Source organism: Pseudacidovorax sp. (assembly GCF_017991995.1).
GTDB lineage: Bacteria > Pseudomonadota > Gammaproteobacteria > Burkholderiales > Burkholderiaceae_C > Xenophilus.
In genome coordinates this window covers 226658-252645 of the sequence record NZ_JAGOPN010000007.1, presented here as the reverse complement: position 1 = coordinate 252645, position 25988 = coordinate 226658, and the positions used below count along the sequence as shown (strand labels likewise).

Annotated in this window: 25 protein-coding genes, 1 pseudogene and 1 riboswitch; of the genes and pseudogenes, 10 read left to right on the top strand and 16 right to left on the bottom strand. The window is 68.3% G+C overall.

The window, feature by feature from the left end; all coding sequences use genetic code 11:
- Positions 1-11: 11 nt before the first annotated feature.
- A complete protein-coding gene (locus KBC94_RS12190) occupies positions 12-956 on the top strand; it encodes a LysR substrate-binding domain-containing protein (RefSeq protein WP_017758801.1) in 945 nt (314 codons plus the stop codon).
- Here the strand turns inward: KBC94_RS12190 and KBC94_RS12185 are convergent.
- Positions 904-1815 carry a helix-turn-helix transcriptional regulator gene (locus KBC94_RS12185; protein WP_294370326.1) on the bottom strand — a complete coding sequence of 304 codons (912 nt, stop codon included), beginning with the start codon at positions 1813-1815 and terminating at the stop codon, positions 904-906. The genes KBC94_RS12190 and KBC94_RS12185 overlap by 53 nt on opposite strands.
- A gap of 154 nt (positions 1816-1969) precedes the next feature.
- Between KBC94_RS12185 and KBC94_RS12180 the strand changes: the two genes are divergently transcribed.
- On the top strand, positions 1970-3217 hold the full coding sequence (locus tag KBC94_RS12180) for an MFS transporter (protein WP_294370324.1): 1248 nt from the start codon (positions 1970-1972) through the stop codon (positions 3215-3217).
- A 125-nt stretch (positions 3218-3342) separates the two neighbouring features.
- Here the strand turns inward: KBC94_RS12180 and arsC are convergent.
- Positions 3343-3696 (bottom strand): annotated as a pseudogene (gene arsC / locus KBC94_RS12175) (arsenate reductase (glutaredoxin)); the annotation flags it as partial.
- 29 nt (positions 3697-3725) lie between these two features.
- On the opposite strand from arsC, the gene KBC94_RS12170 reads away from it, so the two are divergent.
- Positions 3726-4562 carry a methyltransferase domain-containing protein gene (locus KBC94_RS12170; protein WP_294370322.1) on the top strand — a complete coding sequence of 279 codons (837 nt, stop codon included), beginning with the start codon at positions 3726-3728 and terminating at the stop codon, positions 4560-4562.
- Between the two features lie 75 nt (positions 4563-4637).
- A complete protein-coding gene (locus tag KBC94_RS12165) occupies positions 4638-5105 on the top strand; it encodes an EVE domain-containing protein (RefSeq protein ID WP_294370321.1) in 468 nt (155 codons plus the stop codon).
- Positions 5106-5159: 54 nt separating this feature from the next.
- Here the strand turns inward: KBC94_RS12165 and KBC94_RS12160 are convergent, their stop codons facing one another.
- The 12 genes from KBC94_RS12160 to KBC94_RS12105 form a co-directional block, all read right to left on the bottom strand.
- Positions 5160-5663: a 6,7-dimethyl-8-ribityllumazine synthase gene (locus KBC94_RS12160; protein WP_294370319.1), complete on the bottom strand. Its 504-nt coding sequence runs from the start codon at positions 5661-5663 to the stop codon at positions 5160-5162.
- Positions 5664-5787: 124 nt separating this feature from the next.
- Positions 5788-5961, bottom strand: a riboswitch (FMN riboswitch).
- Between the two features lie 64 nt (positions 5962-6025).
- The gene (locus KBC94_RS12155) at positions 6026-6940 is read right to left on the bottom strand and encodes a DMT family transporter (protein WP_294370317.1); all 915 of its coding nucleotides are present in this window, start codon (positions 6938-6940) and stop codon (positions 6026-6028) included.
- A 71-nt stretch (positions 6941-7011) separates the two neighbouring features.
- Positions 7012-7890, bottom strand: a complete 879-nt coding sequence (locus KBC94_RS12150; protein WP_294370314.1) for a sugar phosphate isomerase/epimerase — start codon at positions 7888-7890, stop codon at positions 7012-7014.
- Positions 7890-9077 carry a dihydrodipicolinate synthase family protein gene (locus KBC94_RS12145; protein ID WP_294370313.1) on the bottom strand — a complete coding sequence of 396 codons (1188 nt, stop codon included), beginning with the start codon at positions 9075-9077 and terminating at the stop codon, positions 7890-7892. The genes KBC94_RS12150 and KBC94_RS12145 overlap by 1 nt, the downstream gene beginning before the upstream one ends.
- Positions 9078-9102: 25 nt before the next feature.
- A complete protein-coding gene (locus KBC94_RS12140) occupies positions 9103-10278 on the bottom strand; it encodes a Gfo/Idh/MocA family oxidoreductase (RefSeq protein WP_294370311.1) in 1176 nt (391 codons plus the stop codon).
- Positions 10279-10318: 40 nt separating this feature from the next.
- The gene (locus KBC94_RS12135; protein WP_294370309.1) at positions 10319-11776 is read right to left on the bottom strand and encodes a hypothetical protein; all 1458 of its coding nucleotides are present in this window, start codon (positions 11774-11776) and stop codon (positions 10319-10321) included.
- Complete coding sequence (locus KBC94_RS12130; RefSeq protein ID WP_294370308.1) at positions 11766-12593, bottom strand: ABC transporter ATP-binding protein; 828 nt, start codon at positions 12591-12593, stop codon at positions 11766-11768. The genes KBC94_RS12135 and KBC94_RS12130 overlap by 11 nt, the downstream gene beginning before the upstream one ends.
- 31 nt (positions 12594-12624) lie before the next feature.
- Positions 12625-13623, bottom strand: coding sequence for an ABC transporter substrate-binding protein (locus KBC94_RS12125; protein WP_294370306.1), 999 nt, complete (start codon positions 13621-13623; stop codon positions 12625-12627).
- Positions 13624-13668: 45 nt separating this feature from the next.
- The gene (locus KBC94_RS12120; RefSeq protein WP_294370304.1) at positions 13669-14490 is read right to left on the bottom strand and encodes an ABC transporter permease; all 822 of its coding nucleotides are present in this window, start codon (positions 14488-14490) and stop codon (positions 13669-13671) included.
- Positions 14490-15230, bottom strand: a complete 741-nt coding sequence (locus KBC94_RS12115) for a phytanoyl-CoA dioxygenase family protein (protein WP_294370302.1) — start codon at positions 15228-15230, stop codon at positions 14490-14492. Before KBC94_RS12115 ends, KBC94_RS12120 begins: the two co-directional genes overlap by 1 nt.
- 64 nt (positions 15231-15294) lie before the next feature.
- Positions 15295-16272 (bottom strand): tripartite tricarboxylate transporter substrate binding protein, encoded by a 978-nt coding sequence (locus KBC94_RS12110; RefSeq protein ID WP_294370300.1) that lies wholly within the window; start codon positions 16270-16272, stop codon positions 15295-15297.
- 100 nt (positions 16273-16372) lie between these two features.
- Positions 16373-17017, bottom strand: a complete 645-nt coding sequence (locus KBC94_RS12105) for a TetR/AcrR family transcriptional regulator (RefSeq protein WP_294370297.1) — start codon at positions 17015-17017, stop codon at positions 16373-16375.
- 102 nt (positions 17018-17119) lie between these two features.
- On the opposite strand from KBC94_RS12105, the gene KBC94_RS12100 reads away from it, so the two are divergent.
- Positions 17120-18826, top strand: coding sequence for a thiamine pyrophosphate-binding protein (locus KBC94_RS12100; protein WP_294370293.1), 1707 nt, complete (start codon positions 17120-17122; stop codon positions 18824-18826).
- A gap of 114 nt (positions 18827-18940) precedes the next feature.
- Here KBC94_RS12100 and KBC94_RS12095 read toward each other — a convergent pair whose 3' ends face one another.
- Both KBC94_RS12095 and KBC94_RS12090 read right to left on the bottom strand, forming a co-directional pair.
- A complete protein-coding gene (locus tag KBC94_RS12095) occupies positions 18941-19339 on the bottom strand; it encodes an SWIB/MDM2 domain-containing protein (protein ID WP_294370290.1) in 399 nt (132 codons plus the stop codon).
- A gap of 160 nt (positions 19340-19499) precedes the next feature.
- A complete protein-coding gene (locus KBC94_RS12090; RefSeq protein ID WP_294370288.1) occupies positions 19500-20387 on the bottom strand; it encodes a DMT family transporter in 888 nt (295 codons plus the stop codon).
- A gap of 116 nt (positions 20388-20503) precedes the next feature.
- Between KBC94_RS12090 and KBC94_RS12085 the strand changes: the two genes are divergently transcribed.
- The 5 genes from KBC94_RS12085 (at position 20504) to rpmI (ending at position 25965) form a co-directional block, all read left to right on the top strand.
- Positions 20504-20953, top strand: coding sequence for a gamma-glutamylcyclotransferase (locus KBC94_RS12085; RefSeq protein WP_294370286.1), 450 nt, complete (start codon positions 20504-20506; stop codon positions 20951-20953).
- Between the two features lie 339 nt (positions 20954-21292).
- Entirely contained in the window at positions 21293-22624 is a 1332-nt protein-coding gene (gene aceA / locus KBC94_RS12080; RefSeq protein ID WP_043113209.1) for an isocitrate lyase, read from the top strand.
- A 385-nt stretch (positions 22625-23009) separates the two neighbouring features.
- Complete coding sequence (thrS, locus tag KBC94_RS12075) at positions 23010-24917, top strand: threonine--tRNA ligase (RefSeq protein WP_294370281.1); 1908 nt, start codon at positions 23010-23012, stop codon at positions 24915-24917.
- Positions 24918-25022: 105 nt separating this feature from the next.
- Entirely contained in the window at positions 25023-25619 is a 597-nt protein-coding gene (gene infC, locus KBC94_RS12070; protein WP_081682094.1) for a translation initiation factor IF-3, read from the top strand.
- A 142-nt stretch (positions 25620-25761) separates the two neighbouring features.
- The gene (rpmI, locus tag KBC94_RS12065; protein ID WP_017758898.1) at positions 25762-25965 is read left to right on the top strand and encodes a 50S ribosomal protein L35; all 204 of its coding nucleotides are present in this window, start codon (positions 25762-25764) and stop codon (positions 25963-25965) included.
- Positions 25966-25988: the final 23 nt, after the last annotated feature.

The window sequence follows — 25988 nt, the reverse complement described above, 5'->3', positions numbered from 1 at the left end:
GGCCACGAATCGTGAGCAATATCCCCGCCAATGAAGACCTGCGCGTCTTCCTCATCGTGGCCCGCCAGTCCAGCTTTGCAGCGGCGGCCGAGCAACTGGGCGTCTCGACCGCCTATGTCAGCAAGCGCATCCGGGTGCTGGAAGAGACGCTGGGCGTGCGCCTGCTGCACCGCACGACGCGCCGCGTGAGCGTGACCGACCAGGGCGAGCGCGTCTTCCACTGGGCGCAGCGCGTGCTCGACGACGTGGAGCAGCTGATGCAGGAGGTGGCCGTCACCCGTGGCGAGCCGCGGGGCCTGCTGCGCATCAGCAGCAGCTTCGGTTTCGGTCGTCGGGTGGTGGCGCCGATGCTGTCGGCCATGGCGCGCCGGCATCCGGGCCTGCAGGTGCGGCTGGAGGTGCTGGACCGGCTGGTGGACGTGGCCGCCGAAGGCTACGACGTGGATGTGCGCGTGGGGGACGAGATCGCGCCGCACCTCATCGCCCGCCGGCTGGCGTCCAACCACCGCGTGCTGTGCGCCGCGCCCGCCTACCTGGCCCGTCGCGAGCCGCCGCGCACCCTGCAGGACCTGGCCAGCCACGACTGCCTGGTGATCAAGGAGCGCGACCATCCCTTCGGCGTGTGGCGGCTGCGCGCCGGCGCGCAGGAGGAGGCGGTGAAGGTCACCGGCCCGCTGTCGTCCAACCATGGCGAGGTGGCGGTGCAATGGGCCGTGGACGGCCACGGCGTGGTGCTGCGCTCGCTGTGGGATGTGGCACCGCTGCTGGCCGACGGTCAACTGGTGCAGCTGCTGCCCGAATGGCGGCAGGAGGCCAACGTCTGGGCCGTCTACCCCGAGCGCCTCGCCAGCTCAGCCAAGGTGCGGGTCTGCGTCGAGTACCTGATCGAGGCTTTCGCTGAGGTCAGCGCCGCCGATGCTGGAAGGCCGTCGGCGACTTCCCCGTCGCCTGCTTGAACATGGCGCAGAAGGCGCTGTCTGTGGCATAGCCGCAGGCGTCGGCCACCTGGCTCACGGCCATGCCGCGGGCCAGCAGCGGCAGCGCATGGGCCAGCACCGCCTGCTGGCGCCAGGCCTGCCAGCTCATGCCCAGTTGGTCGCGGAACAGGCGCGCGACGGTGCGCTCGCTGGCGCCGATGCCGCGGGCGCGCTCGGCCAGCGTGGCGCGGTCGTCGGGCGCGCGCAGCACCGCCTCGCACAGCTGGCGCAGGCGCTTGTCCTGCGGCAGCGGCACGTCGATGCGGATCTGCTGCGCGCGCTCCAGCTCGTCCACCAGCAGCGGGGCGATCCAGCGCTCGCGCTGCGGCGAGGCGGGGTCGGCGGGCGGCAGGCCGTCCGGCGTGGTGTCCAGCGCCAGCATCAGGGCGCGCAGCAGCGGGCTGATCTCCAGCACCTCGCAGCGCGCCCAGTCCGGGCCCAGCCAGCGGTGCAGGTAGACGGTGCGCAGCTCGGCATCTTCCACCAGCGTGATGCTGTGCGGCACATCGGCCGGCACCCAGAGCGCGCGCGAGGGCGGGATGATGTAGCTGCCATCCCGCGTCGAGAGCCGGATCACGCCGCGGGTGGAGAAGGTGAGCTGCGGCCAGGGATGGGTGTGGGGCTCGACCTGGGTGTCGGCCGAGAGGAAATGCTCCTTGGCCCGCAATGGCCGCACGGCGTCGGGTGCGTAGAGGTGCGGCGTGAGCGGGCCCACGCTGTGGGCGAGGGCGGCCGGGGCCGTCGCGGAGAGCACATGGCGCGTGCCGGACGAGCGCCGTTTCCGGGCGGGGAAGGCCGCGGCCGGGGCCGCTTCGGCAGGCGTTGCAAGATCTGGCATGTTCTCGACAGAGGTTGGCAGGGTGTCGGCATTCTGCCGTTTTCCGCCGCCTACCATGGCGGGGCGCTGCGGGGCCCGGGTCGGGTGACGCAGCCGCTTCCTCCAACGACAAGAAACCCGCCTGCCGCGTCCCCGGGACGCGCGGCCCGCTGCCATGACCACTGCTTCCTCGTCGCCCTCCGGCGGCTCAACGTCCCTGCGCTCCGATGCCACCCTCATCGGCTTGGTGGGCCTGGCGCATGCCATCAGCCATTTCAGCCAGTTGATCCTGCCGCCGCTCTTCCCCTGGCTGAAGGACGCCTTCGGCGTCAGCTACACCGAGCTGGGTGCGGTGCTGACCGTGTTCTTCGTCACCTCCTGTGCGGTACAGGCGGGCTCGGGCTTCATCGTCGACAAGCTGGGGCCGCGGCCGGTGCTCTTCGTGGGGCTCGGCTGCCTGGGGCTGGCGGCCTTCGGGTACGCCATGGCGCCCAACTACTGGGGCCTGGTCGGGAGCGCCATCGTGGCGGGAGTGGGCAATGGCGTCTTCCACCCGGTCGACTACACCCTGTTCAACCGCAAGGTGGCGCCCACCCGCCTGGGCCATGCCTACAGCGTGCACGGCATCACCGGCAGCCTGGGCTGGGCGCTGGCGCCGGCTTTCGTGGTGCCGCTGGCCATTGCCTTCTCCTGGCGCGTGGCGCTGGCCAGCGCCGGTGCCCTGGCCCTGACAGTGCTGGTGGTGCTGTGGTTCGGCCGCGCCGCGCTGGCGCTGGACGTCAAGGCGGTGCAGAAAGCGACGGGCCAGGGTCCGGGCAGCGAAGGCGCCTTCGCCTTCCTGCGCATCCCGGCGGTGTGGATGTGCTTCGGCTTCTTCTTTTTCTACGCCATGGTCATCAGCGTGGTGCAGACCTTCGCGCCCCAGGCTGCCGGCCGGCTGCACGAGGTGCCGGTGGCGCTGGTGGCCATCTGCGTGACGGTGTACATGGTGGCCAGCTCAGTGGGCATGGTGCTGGGCGGCTTCCTGGCCTCGGACCCGACGCGCTGCGAGCGCATCGTGGGGGCGGGCTTCGGTATCGCCGCCGTGCTGGCGCTGGTGCTGGGCCTGGCGAGCTTTCCGCCCGCGGTGGTGCCGGTGCTGTTCGGCGCCATGGGCTTCGCCTCGGGCATCGCCGGCCCCTCGCGCGACCTGATCGTCAAGCGTTCGACGCCGGCCAATGCCAGCGGGCGGGTCTACGGCGTGGTGTACGCGGGCCTGGACATCGGCCAGGCGGTGGCGCCGCTGATCTTCGGCCGCCTGATGGACGCCGGCCAGTACACCAGCGTGATCCTGGGGCTGGCGATGGTGCAGGCCGTGCTGATCGCCAGCGCTTTCAATGTGCGCCGGGCGCGGCGCGAGCTGCTGACGCCGGCTTCGGCCTGACTTTCCCGCGCCACGGGTCGGCAGTGCAGGCCGCAGGAACACGGCGAGGACTTCCAGGCCGCCGCCGACCGATCCGCCGTGCCGTCGCTGTCGCGCTTTCGCCCGACACCGGGCGACGGCACTCAGAGGATCTCCAGCACCACCTCCTTGGGCCGGCACAGCCGCGTGCCCTTCGGCGTGACCACCAGCGGGCGGTTGATGAGCACCGGGTGGGCCAGCATCGCATCCAGCAACGCCTCGTCGCTGCGGGCGGGATCGAGCAGGCCGAGTTCGGCGGCCAGCGCCTCCTTCTCGCGCAGCACGCCCCGTACGCCGAGGCCGCTGTCCGCACACAGGCGCCGCAGCGTGTCGCGGTCGGGCGGTGTCTTCAGGTAGTGGATGACCGTGGGCTCGATGCCCCGCTCGCGCAGCATCGCCAGCGTGTTACGCGAGGTGCCGCAGGCGGGGTTGTGATAGATCGTGGCGTCGTTGCTTGGCATCCGGGAATTATTCCCACCATACTGGCCGGATGCGCTGCCGACCTCTCCTGCTTCTGCTGCTTGGGCCCGCGGCGATGGCCGCGGTGCCCACGGTCGTGGCGCAGCCGCGGGGCGATGGAGCCGCCGTGGCATCGATGGTGGCGGCCGAGCGGCTCGCCCAGGCCATCGTCCGGATGGCCGCGCTGCGCAGCGACGACCATCTGCTCGACCTGGGCACGGCAGAAGGCCGCGTGGTCGTGGCCGCGGCGCTGGCCGGTGCGCGCGCCACCGGCGTCGAGACCGAACCCGAGCTGCTCGACCGCGCCCGCCAGCGCGCGGCCCAGGCGGGCGTGGCGGACCGGGTCGTGTTCCGCGAGGAAGACCTCCTGCGCACGCGCCTCACCGGCGCCAGCGTCATCGTGATGCACCTCCCGCCCGAATCGCAGCAGCAGTTGCGTCCGGCGCTGCTGCGTCTGGCGCCGGGCACGCGGGTGATCTCCGACACGGACGGGTTGTCCGGCTGGCCGGCCGAGCAGACGCAGACCGTGGAGCTGCCCGACCGCAGTCCCGGCCGTCTACGGACGCAGCGCATCTCTCTCTGGCGCGTGCCGGCACCGGTCGAAGGCGCATGGTGCGCGCCGGGCGGCTTCCAGCTCAGCTTTCGTCAGTCGATGCTGGCGTACCAGGCCACCTTCGCGCGCGGCGCCGGGACCCCCGTGCAGTGGCGCGGCCGCATCGACGGCGCGAGCCTGCCGCCGCCGGTCGGTGGCCAACTGCGGCCCTGGCTGATCTGGAGCGACGGCCAGTTGCTGGTGCGGCGCGGCATTCCAGGACTGCCGGACGGCATCCGCCTCGCGCGGCGGCCCGCTGCCGGCTGCCCGTCCTGAGCCCGCCTGTCCCGCTGGGGTACGCATGCTTGCAAGTGGTGAGCCGGTGCGCGCACCAGCCCGGACAATGCCGCCATGAGTCCCCGCTACTGGTTGATGAAGTCGGAGCCCGACGAATGCTCCATCGATGACGCCCTGACCGCGCCTTTGCAGACCGTACCCTGGACGGGCGTGCGCAACTACCAGGCGCGCAACTTCATGCGCGATGCGATGCAGGTTGGCGATGGCGTGCTCTTCTACCACTCCAGCTGCCCGCAGCCGGGTGTGGCCGGCATCGCCCGCGTGGCCTCGGGCGTGCGGCCCGACCCGACGCAGTTCGATGCGGCCTCGCCGTACCACGACGCTGCCTCCAAGCCCGATGCGCCGCGCTGGCTGCTGCTGGACGTGCAGGCGGTGCGCAAGACGCGGCTGCTCGGCCTGCCCGAACTGCGCGCCGAGCCGGCACTTGCCGACATGCTGCTGCTGCGCAAGGGCAACCGGCTGTCGATCACGCCGGTCACGCCGGCCGAGTGGGCGGCCGTGCTGGCGCTGGCGGATCGCTGAGCCGACGCAAGGCTCGGGCGGCCCGCCGCCAGGCCGCCCCGCGACTGCGCGCCCTCAGGCGGCCAGCAGCGCGTCCAGCCGCGAAAGTCCGGCGATGGTCTTCACGCAGGCCTCGGCGGCTTCGGTGCCCTTGACCGCGAAGTGGCGGTGGAAGTACTTGCGGTGCTCGATGTGCTCGTGGAAGTGGTGCGGCGTGAGCACGGCCGAGATCATCGGCACCTCGGTCTCCAGTTGCACCTGCATCAGCGACTCGACCACGGTGCTGGCCACGAACTCGTGGCGGTAGATGCCGCCGTCGACCACCAGCGCGCAGCACACCACCGCGGCATAGCGGCCGCTTCGAGCCAGGCGTTTGGCATGCAGGGGAATCTCGAAGGCGCCGGGGACGTCGAAGATGTCGATCTGCGAGGCGGGCACGCTCAGGCGTTCCATCTCGGCGAGGAAGGCGTCGCGCGCCTGGTGGACGATGTCTGCATGCCACTGGGCCTCGACCAGCGCGATGCGCCGGTCGCCCAGGGCGGGCAGGATCTGGAGGGGAAGGTCGTTGAGCTGACTCATGGTGTTACCTTTGAACAAAGGGTGGGCCTGAATCAGGGCATCGAGAACACGCACGAAAAGCCGCGCCCGACCCGCAGACCGCGCACGGCATGGCGCCGCACGCGGCCAGGGGCCTGGCCGCATCTCGCGCTCTCTTTCATCCGGACTGTGACCGTCGGCTTCGGAATCGCACCGAAATCTGCTGACCCCGCCACCACGGCCCGTCAAGGCTGCAGCGGCGGGCGCTCGCGGGCTCGTGCGGAAGTCGCCTTCCACCATGACCGCCGGTAGGGAATTTCACCCTGCCCTGAGAACGCTTGGCGGCCACCCGAGGGTGACCGCGGGCGGATTCTAGGAGCGGGTCAAAGCCCTTGCTGTCGCCTTCATTCCGCCTGCGCCTCCAGCGTGCGCACCGGCTGGCGGTTGCGCTCGCTGCGGATCACCTGCAGGCCCGAGCCTACCAGCAGCGCGATGCCGGCCCAGGCCCAGGCATTGGGCACGTCGCCCCAGACAGCGTAGCCCAGGCCCACGGCGAAGAGCAGGGCCGAATAGCGGAAGGGCGCGGTGAGCGACACCTCGCCCTGGCGCATGCACTGGATCAGCAGGAAGTAGGCGGTGGCCAGAAAGGCGGAAGACAGCGCCAGCAGCCCGAGCTGCCCGGCCGTGGCCGGCTGCCAGCCCTCGGCCACCGACAGCGCGCCCGACAGCAGGGTGACGGCCAATGCGGTGGAGAGCGTGACCACGATGGAGGGAATGGCCGGATCCAGCCCGCGGGTGAGCAGGTCACGCGTGGCATGGAACAGCGTCGCCGCCAGGCACAGCAGCGCCCAGGCGTTGAAGCCGTCGCCGCGCGGCTGCACCACCAGCAGCACGCCGACGAACCCGATTCCCACGGCCCACCAGCGCGCCGCGCCCGGCCGCTCGCGCAGGAAGATGGCGGCGAACACCGTCATGAAGAGCGGTGCCGCGAGGTTGATGGCGGTGGCGTTGCCCAGCGGCAGCCTGAACAGCGAGAGCAGGTACATCACCGTCGCGCAGGCATCCACGCCGGCGCGCAGCAGCACGCGCGGATGGCGAAGGGCGCCCAGGCGCCGGTGCTCGCCGAGCACGACGGCCACGGCCAGCACCAGCAGCGTGGCCATCAGCCCGCGCAGGAAGATGAGCTGGCCGGCCGGCAGGCCCTGGCTGACGAACTTGCTGAGCGCGTCGTTGACGACGAAGCACGCCATGGCGCCGAGCATGCAGCCGATGGCGCGTCGGCCGCGACGGGTCGGATCGGGGGAGGGGAGGGAAGGCACGGAGGGCGAGGGTAACGCGGCCTCAATCCGTTCACCCTGGGCGCGTCGAAGGGCCGAACGGCGCGCGCCCCTCACACCACGCTGCGATGCCGCTCGATGCAGATGCGCAGCGTCTCCTCCCCGTCGCGCTGCCACCAGTCCTGCGTCGAGAAGATCTCCACCTCGCAGTGCCCCGCGTAGCCCGCGGCCTCGACCCAGCCGCGCAGTTGCCGCAGCTCGATCACGCCGTCGCCCATCATCCCGCGGTCGTTGAGCAGGTCGCGCGTGGGCGTGAGCCAGTCGCACACGTGGTAGGCCAGCAGGCGGTCCCGGCCGGCGCGTGCGGTCTGCGCTTCGAGCTTCGGATCCCACCAGCAGTGGTAGGCATCGAGGGCGACACCCAGCATGCCCGTGCGGTCCGGGTCGAGCGCGTCGCACAGGTCCAGCGCCTGCTCCAGCGTGTTGACGCAGGCCCGTTCCGCGGCCTGCATGGGATGCAGCGGCTCGATGGCCAGCGGCATGCCGACGCTGCGCGCGTACTCCAGCGAGGCGGCGATGCCATCGCGGACCTCGCTGCGGGCGCGGGTAATGTTCTTGTGGATCGGCTTGCCTTCCAGGGCGCCGGGCAGCGCGCCGACCACCAGCACCAGGCAGGGCGCATCCAGCGCCTTGGCCTCGTCGATGGCCCGGCGGTTGTCGTCCAGCGCCGCGCGCAGGCCGGCCGCATCGGCGGCAGGATAGAAGCCGCCGCGGCAGTAGCCCGACAGCTGCATGTCCAGCGCCCGCAGCTGCCGGCCGATGGCCTGCAGCCCGGCGGCGGCCACCTGGTCGCGCCAGGGGCTGATGGCGCGGATGCCCTGCTCGGCGCACTGGTCGATGATGCGCGCCAGCGGCACCTCGGCGCCGCGCTGGCGGCGGAGGGTGGCGGTGTTGATCGACAGCCAGCGGCTGTCCTGCGACAGGTCGCGCATCAGCCCTCCACCCCGTGCGTGGCCAGCAGTGCCTTCATGCGCCGCACCGCCAGTTCCGGATCGGCCAGCAGGTGCGCCGCGTCGGCCAGGCGGAACAGCTCGGCCAGGTGCGGCAGCGAGCGCGTGCTCTGCTGCCCGCCCACCATGGTGAAGTGCGACTGGTGGCCGTTGAGCCAGGCCATGAAGACCACGCCCGTCTTGTAGAAGCGCGTGGGCGCCCGGAAGATGTGGCGCGACAGCGGCACCGTCGGCGCCAGGATCTCGTGGAAGCGCGCCGTGTTGCCCTGTGCCAGTGCGGCCAGCGCCGCGCTCGCTGCCGGCGCGATGGCGTCGAAGATGCCCAGCAGCGCATCGCTCTTGCCGTGTGTGGGTTCGGTGCCGGCGCCGTCGCCGGCGATCAGCTCGGCATAGTTGAAGTCGTCGCCGGTGTACATGCGCACGCCGGCGGGAAGCCGGCGGCGCATGGCGATCTCCTTGTCCTTGTCGAGCAGCGAGATCTTGATGCCATCGACCTTGTGCGGATGCGCGGCAATGATGCCCAGGGCCGTGTCCATGGCGGCATCCACATCGGTGGTGCCCCAGTAGCCGGCCAGCGCAGGGTCGAACATGTCGCCCAGCCAGTGCAGCACCACCGGCTGCTTCGCCTGGCTCAGCACCCGGTCGTACACGCGCTCATAGTCGGCGGGGCTCTTCGCCACGCGGGCCAGCGCGCGGCTGGCCATCACGATCAGCTTGCCGCCCAGGGCTTCGATGGCGGCCATCTGCGTCTCGTAGCCCCGGATCACGTCGTCCACTCTGCGCACCTCGGCCAGATCCAGGTGGTCGGTGCCGCAGCCGGAGGCGAGGAAGGCGCCCGGCACGTCGCGCGCGGCGTCGATGGAGCGGCCGATGAGTTCCAGCGACGTGGGCCAGTCCAGGCCCATGCCACGCTGGGCCGTGTCCATGGCCTCGGCCACGCCCAGGCCCAGCGACCACAGGTGGCGGCGGTAGGCCAGGGTGGCGTCCCAGTCGACGGCGCATTGCAGCCACGGGTCGATGGCCGCGAGCGGGTCGGCCACGACGTGCGCGGCCGAGTAGGCGATGCGGTTGAAGCGTGCGCCCGGCTGCGGCTGCACGGGCGCGGCGCCGCTGAGCGTGTAGGGGGCCAGGCGGCCGTCGGCGTCGGGCAGGCGAAGGGTCAGGGCCATGGCGTGTACCTCGGTTCGGCGACCATCAGACCTTGAGCGGCGGCACGTCGATCCAGCGCCGCTCCTTCCAGGAGTCGAGCGCGGCCTCCACCAGCTGCACGCCCTTGGCGCCTTCGGGCAGGGTCCACTTGTAGGGCGCGTCTTCCACCACGTGGCGGATGAAGTGTTCCCACTGGATCTTGAAGCCGTTGTCGTAGGTCTCGACGTCCGGGATCTCCTGCCACTGGTCGAAGAAGTTCATCGTCTGCTTGATGTCCGGGTTCCACACCGGCCGCGGCGTGGCCACGCGGGACTGCGCCCGGCAGCTCTGCAGGCCTGCGACGGCCGAGCCGTCGGTGCCGTCGACGTGGAAGGTCACCAGGTCGTCGCGGCGCACGCGCGTGACCCAGCTCATGTTGATCTGCGCGATCACCGGCTCGCCGTTGTGGCCGGTGAGCTGGCAGGTGGCGTAGGCCGCGTCGTCGGCCGTGGCCTCGTAGGGCTGGCCGGCCTCGTCCCAGCGCTTGGGGATGTGCGTGGTGCCCAGGCAGCTGACCGACTTCACCTCGCCGAACAGGTTGTCGAGCACATAGCGCCAGTGGCACATCATGTCCAGGATCATTCCGCCGCCGTCTTCCTTGCGGTAATTCCAGCTGGGGCGCTGGATCGGCTGCAGGTCGCCTTCGAACACCCAGTACCCGAACTCCAGCCGCACCGACAGCATGCGCCCGAAGAAGCCGGCGCGGCGCAGCATGTCCAGCTTGCGAAGGCCGGGCAGGAAGAGCTTGTCCTGGACGGCGCCGTGCTTGATGCCCTTCGTGCGGCCGGCCTCGTCGGCCAGGCGCGCGATCTCCACCGCCTCGTTGAGGTTGGTGGCGATGGGCTTTTCGCAGTACACGTGCTTGCCGGCGCGGATGGCCTGGGCCAGCAGTTGCGGGCGCATCTGGGTGGTGCCGGCGTCGAAGAAGACGGTGTCTTGCGGATTGGCAAGCGCCACCTCCAGGTCGGTGCCCCAGCGATCGATGCCATGGGCGCGGGCCAGCGCCTCGATCTTCTCGGCATTGCGGCCGATGAGGATGGGGTCGGGCATCACGCGGTCGCCGTTGGCGAGTTGGACACCGCCCTGCGCGCGGATGGCGCAGATGGAGCGGATCAGGTGCTGGTTCATGCCCATGCGTCCGGTGACGCCGTGCATGATCAGTCCGAGTCGTTGTGTGGCCATGGAAGGCTCCTCTCTAGAAATTGCAGGGGAAAGGGGCGGCTCAGACCATCGACGAGGCGTGATCGAGCGGTGCGAGGTGGTCGAAGTGGGGCAGGGCGCCGGTGGCAAAGCCAGGCTGGGCGAACAGCGAGTCCAGCGCGATGGCGCCCTCGCGGATCGCCAGCCGGGGCCGGCCGGCGCTGCACTCGTACAGATCGGGGTGGGCCTTGGCAAAGGCCTGGGCTTCGGCATCCGGTGCGGTACCGAAGCCATCCACGTAGTGGTGGCCGTTGCGCTCCGCATGCGTGAGGCCGAGCAGGGCGGCCCAGGCCAGGTCCTGCTGGACCGACAGGCCGGCCTGGCAGGTGAGGTCTTCGGCCGAAAGGAAAGGCGGCGTGCCATGGGCGCTCGCCTGCTGCTCGCGGCGCGCGCGATTGGCCAGTGCCTTCCAGATGCCTTTGCAGCCTTTGCTGGAGATGCCGGCCCAGCCTGCGGCGCGCGCCTGCACGAAGCTGTCCAGCGCGGCATCGCCCTCGTCCAGCAGCAGCGGAACGGGCAGGCGCAATGCCGCCAGGCCGTCGACGAAGCTGCCGTCGCGCGGCAGCGGCTGCTCCAGGTAGAGCAGCGCCTGCGGCCGCTGCGCCACGCGCGGCAGCGTGCGCAGGCCGTCGGCCAGGTGCGCCAGGCGGTCGATGTCGGCGTATTGCTCGTTGCCGTCGAGCGTGTAGCGGTGCTGCGGGCAGAGGCGGTCCAGCACAGCCAGCACGGCGTCCAGCCGGTCGAGGTCGGCCTGCGGGTCGCCGCCGAGCTTGATCTTGAAGAAGCGGTGGCCGTAGCGGCGGATCACCGCGGGCAGGGTGGCGGGCAGTGCCTGGGCGTCGACGCCGGCCGGCTCGTCGTCCAGCGCATCGAGCATGCCGATGGTGTGGCGGGCCTGCAGCGTGGCAGCCGGATGGCGCGTGCGCAGCCAGCCGTTCCAGTCCCAGCCGGCCAGGTCGGGCAGCAGGGGCGTGTCGGCCAGGCCCGGCAGGTTGCGCGCCAGGGCCTCGTGCACCGGCAACCCGGCGGCGCGGCACAGGGCGTCGAGCACGGCGCGGTCCAGCACGGCCTGGCCGAAGGTGGTGCTCAGGGCGGTCTCGCCAGCGGATCGACCCGCGACGGCCAGAGCGCTGCAGTGCCGCTCGAAGAGACCGAAGGCGCTGGCGGGCTGGTCGTTCTCGTAGGCCTGTGCGGCGCGTGTGAAGGCGGTGGCCAGGTCGGCGATGTTGTGGGCGGCATCGCGCTCGGAGCGCTTGTCGAACCAGCGCGGCACCATCATCTCGGCGGCATGGCCGAATGCGCTGCCGTGGCCGGCCACCTCGACCTCGACCCGCACGAAGAGCTGCGGGCAGCGGGTGAGCGTGACCTGCCCGAAGCGGAAGGGCAGGCGCAACCGCATGTCGCGCACGCCGGCCTCCACCCGCCGCACGCGCAGCGGCAGCCCGGCGCCGGCCGACGATGAACCCGCCTCAGTGCGCATCCAGGTGGCCCTGCGCGTAGAAGTGCGCGCGCAGCTGGCGCGCGTAGGCGGCGAAGGCCTCGGTGCCCATCACGTCCAGCGGACGGGGGCGGGGCAGGTCGATGTCGTAGGTGGCGGCGATGCGGCCGGGCCGCTCGCTCATCACCAGCACGCGGTCGGACAGGAACACCGCCTCCGGAATGCTGTGGGTGATCAGCAGCACCGTCTTGCCCGAGGCCTGCCAGATGCGCTGCAGCTCCAGGTTCATGCGCTCGCGGGTCATGGCGTCCAGCGCACCGAAGGGCTCGTCCATCAGCAGCACGGGCGGGTCGTGCAGCAGGGCGCGCAGGATGGCCACGCGCTGCTGCATGCCGCCCGACAACTGCCACGGGTACTTGTGCTCGAAGCCTTGCAGGCCCGCCATGGCGATCAGCGACTCGGCCCGCTGGCGAGCCGCGGCCATGGGCATGCCGCGGATCTCGGCCTGCAGCAGGATGTTGTCGATCACCCTGCGCCAGGGCAGCAGCAGTGCGCTCTGGAACACGATGCCGACGTCGGTCTGCGGTCCGGTCACCGGCTTGCCCGCCAGCCGCAGCTCGCCGCCGGAGATGGGCAGCAGGCCGGCCACCATCTTCATCAGCGTGCTCTTGCCGCAGCCCGAAGGCCCCACCACCGAGACGAACTCTCCGGCGCGGATCTGGAAGTCCAGCGGCCGCAGCGTCTCGACCTCGCCCTCGCGGGTGCGGTAGACCTTGCGAACGCCTCGGCCTTCGATCAGCACCTGGCCGGTGCGGGCGCCGGCGGCCAGCGGGACGACGTTGGACGGCACGGCACTCATGGATTCGCCTTCGGGGTGGCCAATGCCGCGCTCATTGCGGCAGGAAGTCGTTGGTGACCCAGTCCTGGGCCTTGCCGCGCTGGGCAGCGTCGAGGCCGCCGTACTGCACGAGCAGGTCGAGCGACTCGTCGATGTCCTTCATCGAGGCGCGCAGCGGCCGCAGCTTCTGGGTCTCGGGCGAGTGATAGAGCGGCGTGGTGAGCTTGATGCCGATGATCAGCGTGTCGCGCTGACCGGCCTTGCTGTTGGCCTTGAGCAACGCATCGATGGCGGCCTCCGGCTCCTTCTCGGTGGCCTCGAAGGCGCGCGTGGTGGCGCGCATGAAGCGACGTACCAGGTCGCCCTTGTTGGCCAGCGTGTCCTTGTGGGCCACGATGCCCGAGCTGATCAGGTTGACGCCGTAGTCGGCGAAGCGGATGACCTGCACCGGCTTCTTGGTGGCGTCCTGCACCTTGATGTTCTGGTCCATCAGGTAGCCCAGCAGGAGGTCGGCCTGGCCGTGGATCACGGCATTGAGCTTGGTCTGCGCATCGCCGGAGACCACCTTGTACTGGCCTTCCTGCAGGCCGGTTTTCTTCAGGAACAGCGGCCAGATCTGGCTCATCGAGTCGCCGGGCGTCATGGCCACCGTCTTGCCGACGATGTCCTTGGGCGTCTTGATGTTCTTCTCGGCCAGGCCCATCACCGACATGGGGCTGACCTGCAGGGCCACGCCCACCGCCTTGACCGGCGCGCCCTTGGTGGCGGCCTTGATCATGGTCGGCACGTCCACGTAGCCGAAGGTGGCCGAGTTGGCCGCGACGGCCTGGATCGAGACCGCGGAGCCGCGGCCCTCCTGGATGTCGAGGTCGATGCCCTCGTCGGCATAGAAGCCTCGCTCCTTGCCGATGAAGAAGGGCGCGTGCTCGCTGTACACGTACCAGTTCAAGAGCAGCGTGACCTTGTCGCGCTGCTGCGCGAAGGCAGGCGCGGCCATGCTGGCGGCCAGGGCGGCGGTAGCGGCCGCGCGCAGAAGGTGTCGACGTTCCATGCAAGTGTCTCCTTGAAGGGCGAAGGCGAAAGGGGGCGGCGTCGATCAGGCCGTGGCCTGAAGGTCGTGGCGCTGCGAGGCGTGCCAGGGCATGAGCCATCGCTCCACCACCTCGACCGCCAGGAACAGCAGCACACCCATCATCGAAAGCACCACCAGCGCCGCGAACATCAGCGGCAGGTCGAAGGTGCCCGTGGCGCGCTGCAGCACGAAGCCGATGCCTGAGTTGGCGCCGACGAATTCGCCGACCACCGCGCCCACCACGGCCAGCGTGACCGACACCTTCAGTCCGCTGAAGATGGCGGGCAGGGCTTGCGGCAGGCGGAACTTGAGGAAGATCTTGAGCGGGTTGGCGCCCATCGAGCGGGCCAGGTCGATCACGTCCGGCTCCACCGACTTGAAGCCCTGCACCGTGGACACGACCACGGGGAAGAAGCCCAGGAGGAAGGCGGCGATGACCTTGGGCACGATGCCGAAGCCGAACCACACGACGAACAGCGGTGCCACCGCCACCTTGGGCACGGACTGCGAGAACACGAGCAGCGGGTAGACGAAGCTCTCGACCGTTCGCGAATAGGCGATCCACATCGCGATCGGCACGCCGATCACCGCCGAGGCGATGAAGCCACCCAGCGTGGCATAGAGCGTGGGCAGGCTCTGCTGCAGCAGCATCGGCCACTCCGCCACCAACTGCTTGACCACGGCGGCCGGCGGCGGGATCAGGTAGGGCGGGATCGAAAAGATGCGCACGGCCAGGTCCCACAGCAACAGCAGCAGCACGAGCAGCCAGACGGGGCGCGTGGCCGGATGCATGAGCCAGCGTTGCAGCTCGAAGCGCGGGCGGGCAGAGGGGGGCGATCCATCCATCACGACACCTGCAGCTTCAGCGAGTGGTCATAGGGCAGGGCCGGCTTCGCGAAATGGTTGGTGTTGCTCACGAAGTGCAGCGCGCAGGCCCGGCGCCAGTGGCGGCTCTGGTTGGGGCCGGAGTAGTGGAAGGTGTTGCCATGGTGGAAGCTCACCCCGCCTTTGCGCACCGGCGCGGGGGTCATCGGCTGGCGGTCCAGGATCTCGTGCGGCACCTGCAGGTTGTAGGGCTCGTTCTCCGGCGCGAAGTGTTCGTACACCGGCCCCAGGTTGGTGCCGTCGCCGTAGTAGAGGCAGCCGTTCTCCAGCGTGGCATCGTCCAGGGCGATCCAGGCGGTCACCATGCCCTCCGGATCCTCGGGGCCGAAGTAGAAGTTGTCCTGGTGCGCTGGCTTGGGGCCACCCCCTTCGGGCGGCTTGAAGAAGATCTGGCTGAAGTACACCGACACGCCCGGGCCGATCAGCGTCTCCACCAGATCGAGCAGTCGTCGGTCGCGCGCCAGGGCCTGCACGGCCATGCGCTGGGTGTGGGGGTTGTCCAGCTTGCGCAACACGGTGCGGGCCTGAACGCCGCCGTCGACGTACCAGGCGCGCTGCTCGGGCGGCAGGGCGCCCAGGAAGGACTCGCCCCAGGCCTCGATGTCGTGCACCACGGCATCCATCTCGGTCGGGGTGAACACGCCATTGACCGTCAGGTGGCCATGGTGCCGGTAATAGGCGGCGTCGTACGCGTCCATCATGGGACTTCGCTCCTCGAGGTTTGGAAGGCGGAAGGGGCCGGGGCGGCGGCGCCGCCGCCGTACGTCACTGCTGGGCCGCCAGGCCGGCGGCCTTGACCACCGAAGCGTTGCTGGCGATCTCGTCCTTGATGTAGGCGTCGAACTGCTCGGGCTTGAGCGTCCAGGTGTCGGCGCCCAGCTTGGCGAAGCGCTCCTTGACCTCGGGCGTGGCCAGGGCCTTGAGCACCTCGGCATGCAGCCGCTCGATCACGGGGCGCGGTGTCTTGGCCGGGGCCATCATGCCGATCCAGAAGTTGAATTCGGAGCCGGGCACGCCGGCTTCGGCCGTGGTCGGCACGTCGGGCAGGGCGCTGGCGCGTTGCGGCGATCCCACCGCAAGGGCCAGCAACTGGCCTTCGCGGATCTGCCCGATCACGGGGGCGATGGGCGAGAAGTAGTAGTCGACGCGGCCGGCCAGCACCTCGGTGACGGCCTCGGCCGAGCCCTTGAAGGGAATGTTGGTCGCATCGATGCGCGCCGCCAGCTTGAACTTCTCGGCATTGAGGTGCGTGGCGCTGCCCTGGCCGGCCGAGGCGAAGTTGAGCTTGCCCGGCTGGGCGCGGGCAGCGGCCAGCAGGTCGCCCAGCGTGCGGTAGCCCTTCTGCGGCGACACCACCAGCGCATTGGACAGCGAGGAGATCGGTGTCACGCCTGCGAAGTCGCGCACCGTGTCGAAGGGCAGCTTGGCGAAGGTGGACGGGCTGACGGTGTGCGAGGACGAATGGATCATCACCGTGTAGCCGTCCGGCGCGGCCGAGGCGACGGCCGCCTGCCCGATGGTGCCGCTCGCGCCGCCGCGGTTGTCGATGACCAGCTGCTGGCCCATGCTCTGGCTCATCTTGTCGGTGATGGCGCGGGCAATGATGTCGGTGGTGCTGCCGGCCGCAAAGGGCACGATCACGCGGATCGGCTTGCTAGGGTAGGCGGCCTCGGCAAGCGCGGGCACCGGGGCGACGGACAGGGTGAAAGCGGCCGCCAGGGCGGCGCCGGCAACGAAGCGCATCGGTCTTGTCTCCTGTTTTATTCACCAATTGGTGAATTTAGGAGATTCTGTCTCCGGGGCTCTCGCGCCGTCAACGCGTCGTCGTCGGTAGATACCCGGGTCAGTGCATCAGGTAGCCCAGCACCAGTTCCGTCATGTGCGACAGCCGCTGCGCCATGGCCTTGGGCGCGCGCAGGTCACGCCCGAAGATGGCCGAGAGCGTGTGGTTGTTCGACAGGTAGAAGTAGCACAGCGAGGCGATCGAGATGTAGAGCTGGATGGGGTCGACGCCCGCACGGAAGACGCCCGAACGGCGGCCTCGCTCGACCACGCCGTCCAGCAGCTGCACCAGCGGCGAGTTCATCTCCTGGATGCGGTCGGAGCGGCGCAGATGCTCGGCGCGGTGCAGGTTCTCGCTGTTGAGCAGGGTGATGAACTCCGGATGCTCCAGGTAGTAGTGCCAGGTGAAGGAGATCAGGCGCCGCACCGCCTCCACCGGTTCGACCTCGTCCAGGTGCAGCTGCTGCTCGGCCGTCCGGATGTCGGCATAGACGCGTTCGAGCACGGCCAGGAACAGTTCGTCCTTGCTGCCGAAGTAGTAGTAGATGAGGCGCTTGTTCACATCGGCGCGTTCGGCGATGCGGTCCATCCGTGCGCCGGCAAGGCCGTGTCCGGCGAACTCCTCGCGCGCAGCCAGCAGGATGGCGGCCTGCGAGCGGTCGGCATCGCGCAGGCGCGTTTCGGAGAGGGTGGGATCGTCGCTCATCTTCTAATTCACTATATGGTTAACTAAGCGCGCCGGCAACGCGGGCTGCCGATAATCGCCCAACTTTCTGCAGCTTCCGGCGCCCGCGCCTCACTTCACCTCATGACCGCTTCCCGTCCCGCCGGCCATCTGCTGGTCGAATGCCTCGTCGCCCAAGGTGTTTCCCATGTGTTCGGCGTGCCGGGCGAAAGCTTTCTGGCGGCGCTCGACGGCTTCCATGACCACGAGGCGCAGATCCGCTTCGTGGCCTGCCGGCAGGAAGGCGGTGCCGCCTTCATGGCCGAGGCCCACGGCAAGCTGAGCGGGCGTCCGGGCGTGTGCTTCGTGACGCGCGGGCCGGGCGCCACCAACGCATCCATCGGCGTGCATACCGCCTTCCAGGATTCGACGCCGATGGTGCTGCTGGTCGGGGATGTGGGCAGCGATTTCCGCGACCGCGAGGCCTTCCAGGAGGTGGACTTCGCCAGTTTCTTCGGTCCCAGCACGAAGGGTTTCGCCAAGCGGGTCGAGCGCGTGGACGATGCCGATCGCTTGCCGGAGTACGTGGCCCGTGCCTTCGCGACCGCGATGAGCGGCCGCCCGGGCCCGGTGGTTTTGGTGCTGCCCGAGGACATGCTGCGGGCGCCCACGACTGCCCGGCCGTTGCCGCGCGTCGAACCGCCGCAGGCCTGGGCCGACCCGGGCGCGCTTCGCACCCTGCGCACGATGCTGCTGGCCGCCGAGCGGCCGCTCGTCATTGTGGGCGGTGGTGGCTGGACGCCGCAGGCCGCCCAGGCGCTGCAGCGCTTTGCCGAGAACTGGCAACTGCCGGTGGCCAATGCCTTCCGCTTCCAGGACACCTTCGACAACCACCATCCGCTCTACGCCGGCGACGTGGGCATCGCCATCAACCCGCGCCTGGCGGCGCATGTGCGCGAGAGTGACCTTGTGATCGCCATCGGTCCGCGGCTGGGCGAGATGACTACGGGCGGCTACACGCTGCTGGAGGCGCCGCGAAGTTGCCAGAAGCTGGTGCATTTCCACGCCAGCGGGGAAGAGCTTCACCGCGTGTACCAGGCCGACCTGGCGTTCAACACCACCATGAATGCCGCGGCCCGTGCGCTGGAAGTGCTGACCGCCCCGCCGGAGGTGCCTTGGGCCGGCTGGGCGCAGCAGCTGCACGCCAGCTACGAGGCCAACCTGGTGCCGCAACCACTGCCCGGCCCTGTCGACATGGCCGCCATCGTCGGCGTCGTGCAGAAGCGCCTGCCCGCCGATGCGGTGGTGACCAATGGCGCCGGCAACTTCGCCAGCTGGATGCACCGCTTTTTTCGCCACCATGGCCTGGCCAAGGGCTTCAAGACGCAGCTCGCGCCCACCAGCGGCGCGATGGGCTACGGCGTGCCGGCGGGCATCGCCGCCAGCATCGTGTCGGGCCGGGTGGCCTTCACCGTGGCGGGCGACGGCGACTTTCTGATGAACGGCCAGGAACTGGCCACGGCCATGCAGCACGGTGGCCGCAGCATCGTGGTGCTGCTCAACAACGGAATGTTCGGCACCATCCGCATGCACCAGGAGCGCGAGTACCCCACGCGCATCAGCGGGACGGCCCTGGGCAATCCGGATTTCTGCGCACTCGGCCGCGCCTACGGCTATGCGTCGGAACGCGTGACGCGCACAGAGGACTTCGAGGCGGCGTTGTTGCGCGCGCTGGAGGCGCCGACCGGCACGCTGATCGAGATTCCGCTCGACCCCGAAGTGATCACTACGCGCACGACGCTCGGCGCGATCCGGGAGGCTGCCATCGCCAAGGGCGCGGCTGCTGGCTGACGTGCTGAACGGCCGGGTGTCGGCTTTTTCGATCCAGGCCCACTGTCAGGCCCGATAGGCAAAGAAAAAGGGACGTGCATTGCACGTCCCTTTCTGCTGGCCGGAAGGCGCGTCTTACTTGACGTGCGAGCCGATCAGCGAGGCCAGTTCGAACATCGAGACCTGGGCCTTGCCGAAGATTTCCTTCAGCTTGGCGTCGGCGTTGATCATCCGCTTGTTGGCCTTGTCCTGCAGGTTGTTCTTCTTGATGTAGTCCCACAGCTTGCTCACGATGGCAGTGCGGGGCAGCGGGGTGCTGCCGACCACGGCGGCCAGCGCGGGGCTGGGGGTGAGGGCCTTCATGAAGGCGGCGTTGGGGGTGCGCTTGGCCGCGACCTTCTTGGCGGCAGCCTTCTTCGCCGGTGCGGCGGCCGTCTTGGTCGGAGCCGCCTTCTTCGCCGGAGCCGCCTTCTTTGCGGGCGCGGCGGCCTTCTTCGCTGGCGCCTTCGCCGGAGCTTTCTTTGCAGTTGCCATGGTTGAGTCCTTGTCGTTGGATAGATGCAGTCTTCCCAATGAAAACGGTGTCTTCCTGGGTGTCCCTGATGCTAATGGAGAAGAAACGCCTTTCCAAGGGAGAACAAGGCTTTTCAAAGGGGCGCGTTGCTTTTTTCCGAGAGAAACAGGCCCGCGTCGCTCAAAGCTGCGTTTGCGTCGTCCGGCTGCTGCGCGAAGGCCATGTGGCCAGCACGACGCCGGCCAGCGCGGCAGCAAAGGCCAACAGTTGCAACGCCGACAGCGACTCGCCGAGCACGAACACGCCCACGAGCGCCGCCGCCACCGGCAACATCACCGTGAACACACCGGCCTGCGAGGCTGGCACGCCGCCCTTCAGTCCGGTCATCCAGAGCCACACCGTCCAGATGCTGGCCGCCAGGGCGTAGGCCACCAGCAGCATCCACATGCCCGCCGGAACCGCGGCGAAGTCGAAGTTCCAGGCCAGCGCGACGCCAAACGGGGTGCTCAGCGCAAAGCCCCACAGGTTGATCAGTGCGGAGATGCGGCGAGGCCCCAGCCGACCCGTGAGCGATTTGCCGATGACCGCATAGGCCGCTTCGCACAGCACCGCGCAGAACACCAGCAGGTTGCCGAGCCACGGCATGGCAGGCCCACCACCCGTGGCATCCGCATGGGCCTGATGGGGTGCCAGCGCCAGCAGGCCGATGCCCGCGGCGGCGCAGCCGATGGCTGCCACCACCCGCGCGCCGATGCGCTCGCGCAGGAACAGCCAACTGCCGATGGCCACCATCGCGGGAATGGCCGCCATGATCACGCCCGCCGAGACCGCGCTCGTCATGCGCACGCCGAACAGCATGAAGATGGAGAAGAGGAAGTTGCCGAGGAAGGATTCGAGGAACACCAGCCCGCGCGTTCGCCCGGTCATCGGCGGCTCGTCGGCGGGCTTGCGCAGCCAGTGCGGCATCGCGAGTGCGGCGATGCCGAAGCGCAGCCAGGCTAGCAGCAGCACGGGAAAGGTCGCCACCAGTGGCTTGGACAGCGCCACATAGCTGCCGACGAGCGTCATGCTGAGCGCCAGGCAACCATAGGAAAGCAGGCGATGGGACGAGGTCGGCGCAGAGGAGGGCGTCACTAGACTGTTCTTTCTTTCCTTCATGCCCCGCGCTAGCGGGGCGGTCGATCATGCCTGAGCCCCTGAACACCTTCCTTCCGGATCGCTCCCCGGCGCAGCCACGCACCGTGTTCGTCTATGGCACCTTGCGGCGCGGGGGCAGCAATGACATCCATCGCTTCGGACCACCGGCCCCGCGCTTCGGCGGCACAGGCTGCATCGCCGGTGTACTGCACGACCTGGGGCCGTATCCGGGTGTGGTACTCGGGGGAGTCGGCCTGGTCGTAGGCGAGGTGTACGAGGTCGCGCCGGAGGTCGAGCGCGCACTCGATGCGCTGGAGGAGGTCCAGGGTGACGACGAAGGCGAGTACCGCCGGCGCCACGTGTCGGTTGCGCTCAACGGGGGCCGGCAGGTCACGTGCCTGGTCTACGAGATCCATCCCCGGCATGTCCGCGGGACGCCGGTGATTCCTTCCGGCGACTGGATCGCGCATTGGCAGGCGCGACAAGGGCGCGGATGAGCGATGGCTCCATGAGGTCAAGGCTCCGTCTTTTTGCCCGCGGTGCACCTGTGGGCTTGCGCGTGGCCGCCGTTCGATGGCCAGGGGCTTCGCCTTCCACGCAAGGAAAAGGCATTTCTCATGGTGAGATGAGGCGGTGGACGGACGCACTTTCGTCTTTCATGACAAAGAAGTTGATTTCTTGATGCGGAATTCGTTCTCTAACTCATTGAATTCATTGGACTAAAAAAAGTCTTATATAAGACATAAGACACAAGAGGTGCTCGTACAGTAGAGGCCAAGCAGCGATCTCGCCGCCGAGCCTTCCGACCACGCATTGCAACCTTGGAGTCCAGCACCATGCCTCAAGCCATCACCGAACAACTCAGCCGCGACCAGCAAATCAGCGCCCTCGAGAAGGACTGGGCGACCAACCCGCGCTGGAAGGGCGTGAAGCGTGGCTACAGCGCCGCCGACGTGGTCCGCCTGCGCGGCTCGGTGCCGATCGAATACACGCTGGCCCAGCGCGGCGCCGAGAAGCTGTGGGAGAAGATCAACGGCGGTGCCAAGAAGGGCTACGTCAACGCCTTCGGCGCCATCACCGCAGGCCAGGCCATGCAGCAGGCCAAGGCCGGCCTGGAGGCCGTGTACCTGTCGGGCTGGCAGGTCGCTGCCGACGGCAACACGTCCGAGACCATGTATCCCGACCAGTCGCTCTACGCGTACGACTCGGTGCCCACCATGGTCCGCCGCATCAACAACACCTTCAAGCGTGCCGACGAGATCCAGTGGGGCCGTGGCATCAACCCCGGCGATGCGGAGTTCGTCGACTACTTCCTGCCCATCGTGGCCGATGCCGAAGCCGGCTTTGGCGGCGTGCTCAACGCCTTCGAGCTGATGAAGAACATGATCGCGGCCGGCGCTGCAGGCGTGCACTTCGAAGACCAGCTGGCCGCCGTCAAGAAGTGCGGCCACATGGGCGGCAAGGTGCTGGTGCCCACGCAGGAGGCCGTCGAGAAGCTGATCGCCGCGCGTTTTGCCGCTGACGTGATGGGTGTGCCTTCGATCGTGCTGGCCCGCACGGACGCCGAGGCTGCCAACCTGATCACCAGCGACCACGACGCCAACGACAAGCCCTTCCTGACGGGCGAACGCACGCAGGAAGGTTTCTTCCGCGTCAAGAACGGCCTGGAGCAGTCCATCAGCCGCGGCGTCGCCTACGCGCCCTATGCCGACCTGGTGTGGTGCGAGACCGGTGTGCCCGACATCGGCTTCGCCCGCGAGTTCGCCCAGGCCGTGCATGCCGCCTGCCCAGGCAAGCTGCTGAGCTACAACTGCTCGCCCTCGTTCAACTGGAAGAAGAACCTGAACGAAAAGCAGATTGCCTCGTTCCAGGAAGACCTGTCGGCGCTCGGCTACAAGTTCCAGTTCATCACGCTGGCCGGCATCCACATCAACTGGTTCCAGACCTTCCAGTTCGCCCATGCCTATGCCCGCGGCGAAGGCATGAAGCACTACACCGAGATGGTGCAGGAGCCCGAGTTCGCCGCGCGCGAGAAGGGCTACACCTTCGTGTCGCACCAGCAGGAGGTCGGCGCTGGTTATTTCGATGACGTGACCACCGTCATCCAGGGCGGCTCGTCCAGCGTGAAGGCGCTGACGGGCTCGACGGAGGAAGAGCAGTTCCACTGATCGGTTCAGCAGGTTTGCTCAGGGAGCAGGGCTCGGCCACTGGCCGGGCCCTTTTTGCTTCTGGCGTGCGGGTTTGGGCGCGCGCTGGACTGGCGCGGCCTCTTGTGGCCTGCGAAAGCGCCTTCATCCTTTTTGGCAGTGCGTTGTGCATCGGCGCCTCGAGGCGAGGGCCCGCTACAATCGCCGGCTCACCGTCTGTCCACCAACAAGGGCGAGAAAGGCAATCTGGTTATGACACCGCGAACTACAGGCACCGAATCGTTCGGTCCGCTTTCCGAAGGAAGCGGCCGGTAGGCCCGCGCAGCGCCGGCAGGTCCGGCTCGCTCATCCAGCACGAAGCGCGGCTCACCCCCGCGCTTTTTTGTTTTCCGCTCCGAGGTTTTCCATGATCCAGATCACGCTCCCCGACAACTCTCGCCGCGAATACCCCAGCCCCGTGACGGTCGCCGAAGTGGCCCAGTCCATCGGCCCCGGTCTTGCCAAGAACACGGTGGCCGGCAAGGTGGACGGCAAGCTGGTGGACGCCAGCGATCTCATCGACCACGATGCCCGCCTGCAGATCATCACGCCGAAGGACGAGGAAGGGCTGGAGATCATCCGCCACTCCTGCGCCCACCTGGTCGGCCATGCGGTCAAGCAGCTCTATCCGACTGCAAAGATGGTGATCGGCCCGGTGATCGACGAGGGCTTCTACTACGACATCTCCTACGAGCGCCCCTTCACGCCCGACGACATGGCCGCCATCGAGCAGCGCATGAGGGAGCTGATCGCCCAGGACTACGACGTCATCAAGAAGATGACGCCGCGCGCCGAGGTGATCGAGGTGTTCAAGTCCCGTGGCGAGGACTACAAGCTGCGCCTGGTCGAGGACATGCCCGACGAGCAGGCCATGGGCCTGTACTACCACCAGGAATATGTGGACATGTGCCGCGGACCGCACGTGCCCAACACGCGCTTTCTGAAGGTCTTCAAGCTTACGAAGCTGGCCGGCGCCTACTGGCGCGGCGATGCCAAGAACGAGCAGCTGCAGCGCATCTACGGCACGGCCTGGGCCGACAAGAAGCAACTCGATCAGTACATCCAGCGCATCGAGGAGGCCGAGAAGCGCGACCACCGCAAGCTGGGCAAGGAACTCGATCTGTTCCACATCGACGACGTCGCACCCGGCGTGGTCTTCTGGCATCCCAAGGGCTGGGCCCTGTGGCAGGCCGTCGAGCAGTACATGCGCCAGGTCTACAAGGACACGGGCTACCAGGAAGTGAAGGGCCCGCAGATCCTCGACAAGAGCCTGTGGGAGAAGACGGGCCATTGGCAGAACTACCGCGAGAACATGTTCGTCACGGAGTCGGAAAAGCGCGACTACGCGCTGAAGCCGATGAACTGCCCCGGCCATGTGCTCATCTTCAAGAGCGACCTGCGCAGCTACCGCGAACTGCCGCTGCGCTACGGCGAGTTCGGCCAGTGCCACCGCAACGAGCCCTCGGGCGGCCTGCACGGCATCATGCGTGTGCGCGGCTTCACGCAGGATGACGGCCACATCTTCTGCACGGAGGACCACATCCTCGAGGAATGCGTGGCCTACACGTCGCAGTTGCTCACGGTGTATGCGGACTTCGGCTTCACGGACATCCTCTACAAGGTGGCCACGCGCCCCGAGCACCGCATCGGTTCCGACGAGCTCTGGGACAAGGCCGAAGGCGCGCTGATGGAAGCGCTGCGCCGATCGGGCGTGGACTTCGTCATCGCCCCGGGCGATGGGGCCTTCTATGGCCCCAAGATCGAGTACACGTTGCGCGACGCCATCGGCCGCCAGTGGCAATGCGGCACGATGCAGGTGGACTTCAACATGGCCGAGCGCCTGGGCGCCGAGTATGTGACGGAGTCGAGTGGCCGCGCCCATCCGGTGATGCTGCACCGAGCCATCGTCGGCAGCCTCGAGCGTTTCATCGGCATGCTGATCGAGCACCACGCCGGCGCCATGCCTGTTTGGCTCGCGCCGGTGCAGATTTCGGTGCTGAACATCACGGATGCGCAGGCCGACTATGCTGCGGAAGTTGCGAAAACGCTGCGCCATCAAGGGTTTAGGGTGCAGCTCGATCTGCAGAACGAGAAGATCACGTATAAAATACGCAAGCATTCGCTGCAAAAGCTTCCCTACATCCTCGTCGTGGGTGACAAGGAAAAGGAAGCCGGTGCCGTTGCGGTGCGCGCCCGAGGCAATGTCGACCTCGGTGTCATGTCGGTGGAGGCGTTCTCCCAAAAGATCGCCGACGACATCTCCAGCAAGCGTTGACAACCCTCAGGTCCGGCTTTCCTGCCGGGCCTGCGCTTTACTTGGGTGCGTGCCAACAACGGCGTTAGCTACAGAATTTGTAGCATCTGATGAAGGACTGAAGCCATCGCTACTGCATTTCGCGACCGTCGCCAACGCGAGGAACGCCAACACCGCCTGAACCGGGAAATCATGGCCCCGGAAGTTCGCCTGTTCGGACCCGAAAACGAGGCCCTGGGCGTTGTGAGCCTTTCCGAGGCATTGCGTCTGGCCGGCGAGCACGACGTGGACCTAGTCGAGGTGGTTGCTGCCGCCAATCCGCCGGTCTGCCGGTTGATCGAGTACGGCAAGTTCAAGTTCCTCGAACAGAAGAAGGCCGCCGAGGCGAAGTCGAAGCAGAAGGTCATCGAGGTCAAGGAAGTCAAGTTCCGGCCCGGTACCGACGATGGCGACTACAACATCAAGATGCGCAACATCCGGCGTTTCCTGGACGACGGCGACAAGTGCAAGATCACGCTGCGCTTCCGCGGTCGCGAGATCACGCACCAGGAGCTGGGCCTGGCCCTGCTGCAGCGCATCCGGGACGAACTGGGCGACGCCATCGTGGTCGAGCAGTTCCCCAAGCTGGAAGGCCGGCAGATGATCATGATGATCGCGCCGGGCCGCAAGAAGGGTGGGGCGGCTCCCAAGGCCGCCGAGCCGGCAACGTCCGGCCAGGCCTGAAGCGCGAGCTTCGCCTGCCTGCAAAGGATTTCGCCGCCGGCGCCGCAAGGCGCGGGTGGCGGGATGAAGAAGTGCCTCGAAGGCCAACAAGTTCGGGAAGGATTCCCGGCGCCTTGCGAGCACAAGTAAAAGGAGCATTCACATGCCCAAGATGAAGACCAAGAGCAGCGCGAAGAAACGCTTCCGCGTTCGTCCCGGTGGCACCGTCAAGCGCGGTCAAGCCTTCAAGCGTCACATCCTGACCAAGAAGACCACCAAGAACAAGCGCCACCTGCGCGGTGCGGTGACGGTTCACGAGACCAACATGGTTTCGATGGCCGCCATGCTGCCCGGCCAAGGCATTTGATCAACCGACGAACTAGGAAGGAT

What these genes read in the sequence shown, in the direction of transcription:
- KBC94_RS12185 (WP_294370326.1), bottom strand. Translation starts at nt 1,815, where the DNA reads ATGCCAGATCTTGCAACGCCTGCCGAAGCGGCCCCGGCCGCGGCCTTC.
- KBC94_RS12180 (WP_294370324.1), top strand. Translation starts at nt 1,970, where the DNA reads ATGACCACTGCTTCCTCGTCGCCCTCCGGCGGCTCAACGTCCCTGCGC.
- KBC94_RS12170 (WP_294370322.1), top strand. Translation starts at nt 3,726, where the DNA reads ATGCGCTGCCGACCTCTCCTGCTTCTGCTGCTTGGGCCCGCGGCGATG.
- KBC94_RS12165 (WP_294370321.1), top strand. Translation starts at nt 4,638, where the DNA reads ATGAGTCCCCGCTACTGGTTGATGAAGTCGGAGCCCGACGAATGCTCC.
- KBC94_RS12160 (WP_294370319.1), bottom strand. Translation starts at nt 5,663, where the DNA reads ATGAGTCAGCTCAACGACCTTCCCCTCCAGATCCTGCCCGCCCTGGGC.
- KBC94_RS12150 (WP_294370314.1), bottom strand. Translation starts at nt 7,890, where the DNA reads ATGCGCGACCTGTCGCAGGACAGCCGCTGGCTGTCGATCAACACCGCC.
- KBC94_RS12145 (WP_294370313.1), bottom strand. Translation starts at nt 9,077, where the DNA reads ATGGCCCTGACCCTTCGCCTGCCCGACGCCGACGGCCGCCTGGCCCCC.
- KBC94_RS12140 (WP_294370311.1), bottom strand. Translation starts at nt 10,278, where the DNA reads ATGGCCACACAACGACTCGGACTGATCATGCACGGCGTCACCGGACGC.
- KBC94_RS12135 (WP_294370309.1), bottom strand. Translation starts at nt 11,776, where the DNA reads ATGCGCACTGAGGCGGGTTCATCGTCGGCCGGCGCCGGGCTGCCGCTG.
- KBC94_RS12130 (WP_294370308.1), bottom strand. Translation starts at nt 12,593, where the DNA reads ATGAGTGCCGTGCCGTCCAACGTCGTCCCGCTGGCCGCCGGCGCCCGC.
- KBC94_RS12125 (WP_294370306.1), bottom strand. Translation starts at nt 13,623, where the DNA reads ATGGAACGTCGACACCTTCTGCGCGCGGCCGCTACCGCCGCCCTGGCC.
- KBC94_RS12120 (WP_294370304.1), bottom strand. Translation starts at nt 14,490, where the DNA reads ATGGATGGATCGCCCCCCTCTGCCCGCCCGCGCTTCGAGCTGCAACGC.
- KBC94_RS12115 (WP_294370302.1), bottom strand. Translation starts at nt 15,230, where the DNA reads ATGATGGACGCGTACGACGCCGCCTATTACCGGCACCATGGCCACCTG.
- KBC94_RS12110 (WP_294370300.1), bottom strand. Translation starts at nt 16,272, where the DNA reads ATGCGCTTCGTTGCCGGCGCCGCCCTGGCGGCCGCTTTCACCCTGTCC.
- KBC94_RS12105 (WP_294370297.1), bottom strand. Translation starts at nt 17,017, where the DNA reads ATGAGCGACGATCCCACCCTCTCCGAAACGCGCCTGCGCGATGCCGAC.
- KBC94_RS12100 (WP_294370293.1), top strand. Translation starts at nt 17,120, where the DNA reads ATGACCGCTTCCCGTCCCGCCGGCCATCTGCTGGTCGAATGCCTCGTC.
- KBC94_RS12095 (WP_294370290.1), bottom strand. Translation starts at nt 19,339, where the DNA reads ATGGCAACTGCAAAGAAAGCTCCGGCGAAGGCGCCAGCGAAGAAGGCC.
- KBC94_RS12090 (WP_294370288.1), bottom strand. Translation starts at nt 20,387, where the DNA reads ATGACGCTCGTCGGCAGCTATGTGGCGCTGTCCAAGCCACTGGTGGCG.
- KBC94_RS12085 (WP_294370286.1), top strand. Translation starts at nt 20,504, where the DNA reads ATGCCTGAGCCCCTGAACACCTTCCTTCCGGATCGCTCCCCGGCGCAG.
- aceA (WP_043113209.1), top strand. Translation starts at nt 21,293, where the DNA reads ATGCCTCAAGCCATCACCGAACAACTCAGCCGCGACCAGCAAATCAGC.
- thrS (WP_294370281.1), top strand. Translation starts at nt 23,010, where the DNA reads ATGATCCAGATCACGCTCCCCGACAACTCTCGCCGCGAATACCCCAGC.
- rpmI (WP_017758898.1), top strand. Translation starts at nt 25,762, where the DNA reads ATGCCCAAGATGAAGACCAAGAGCAGCGCGAAGAAACGCTTCCGCGTT.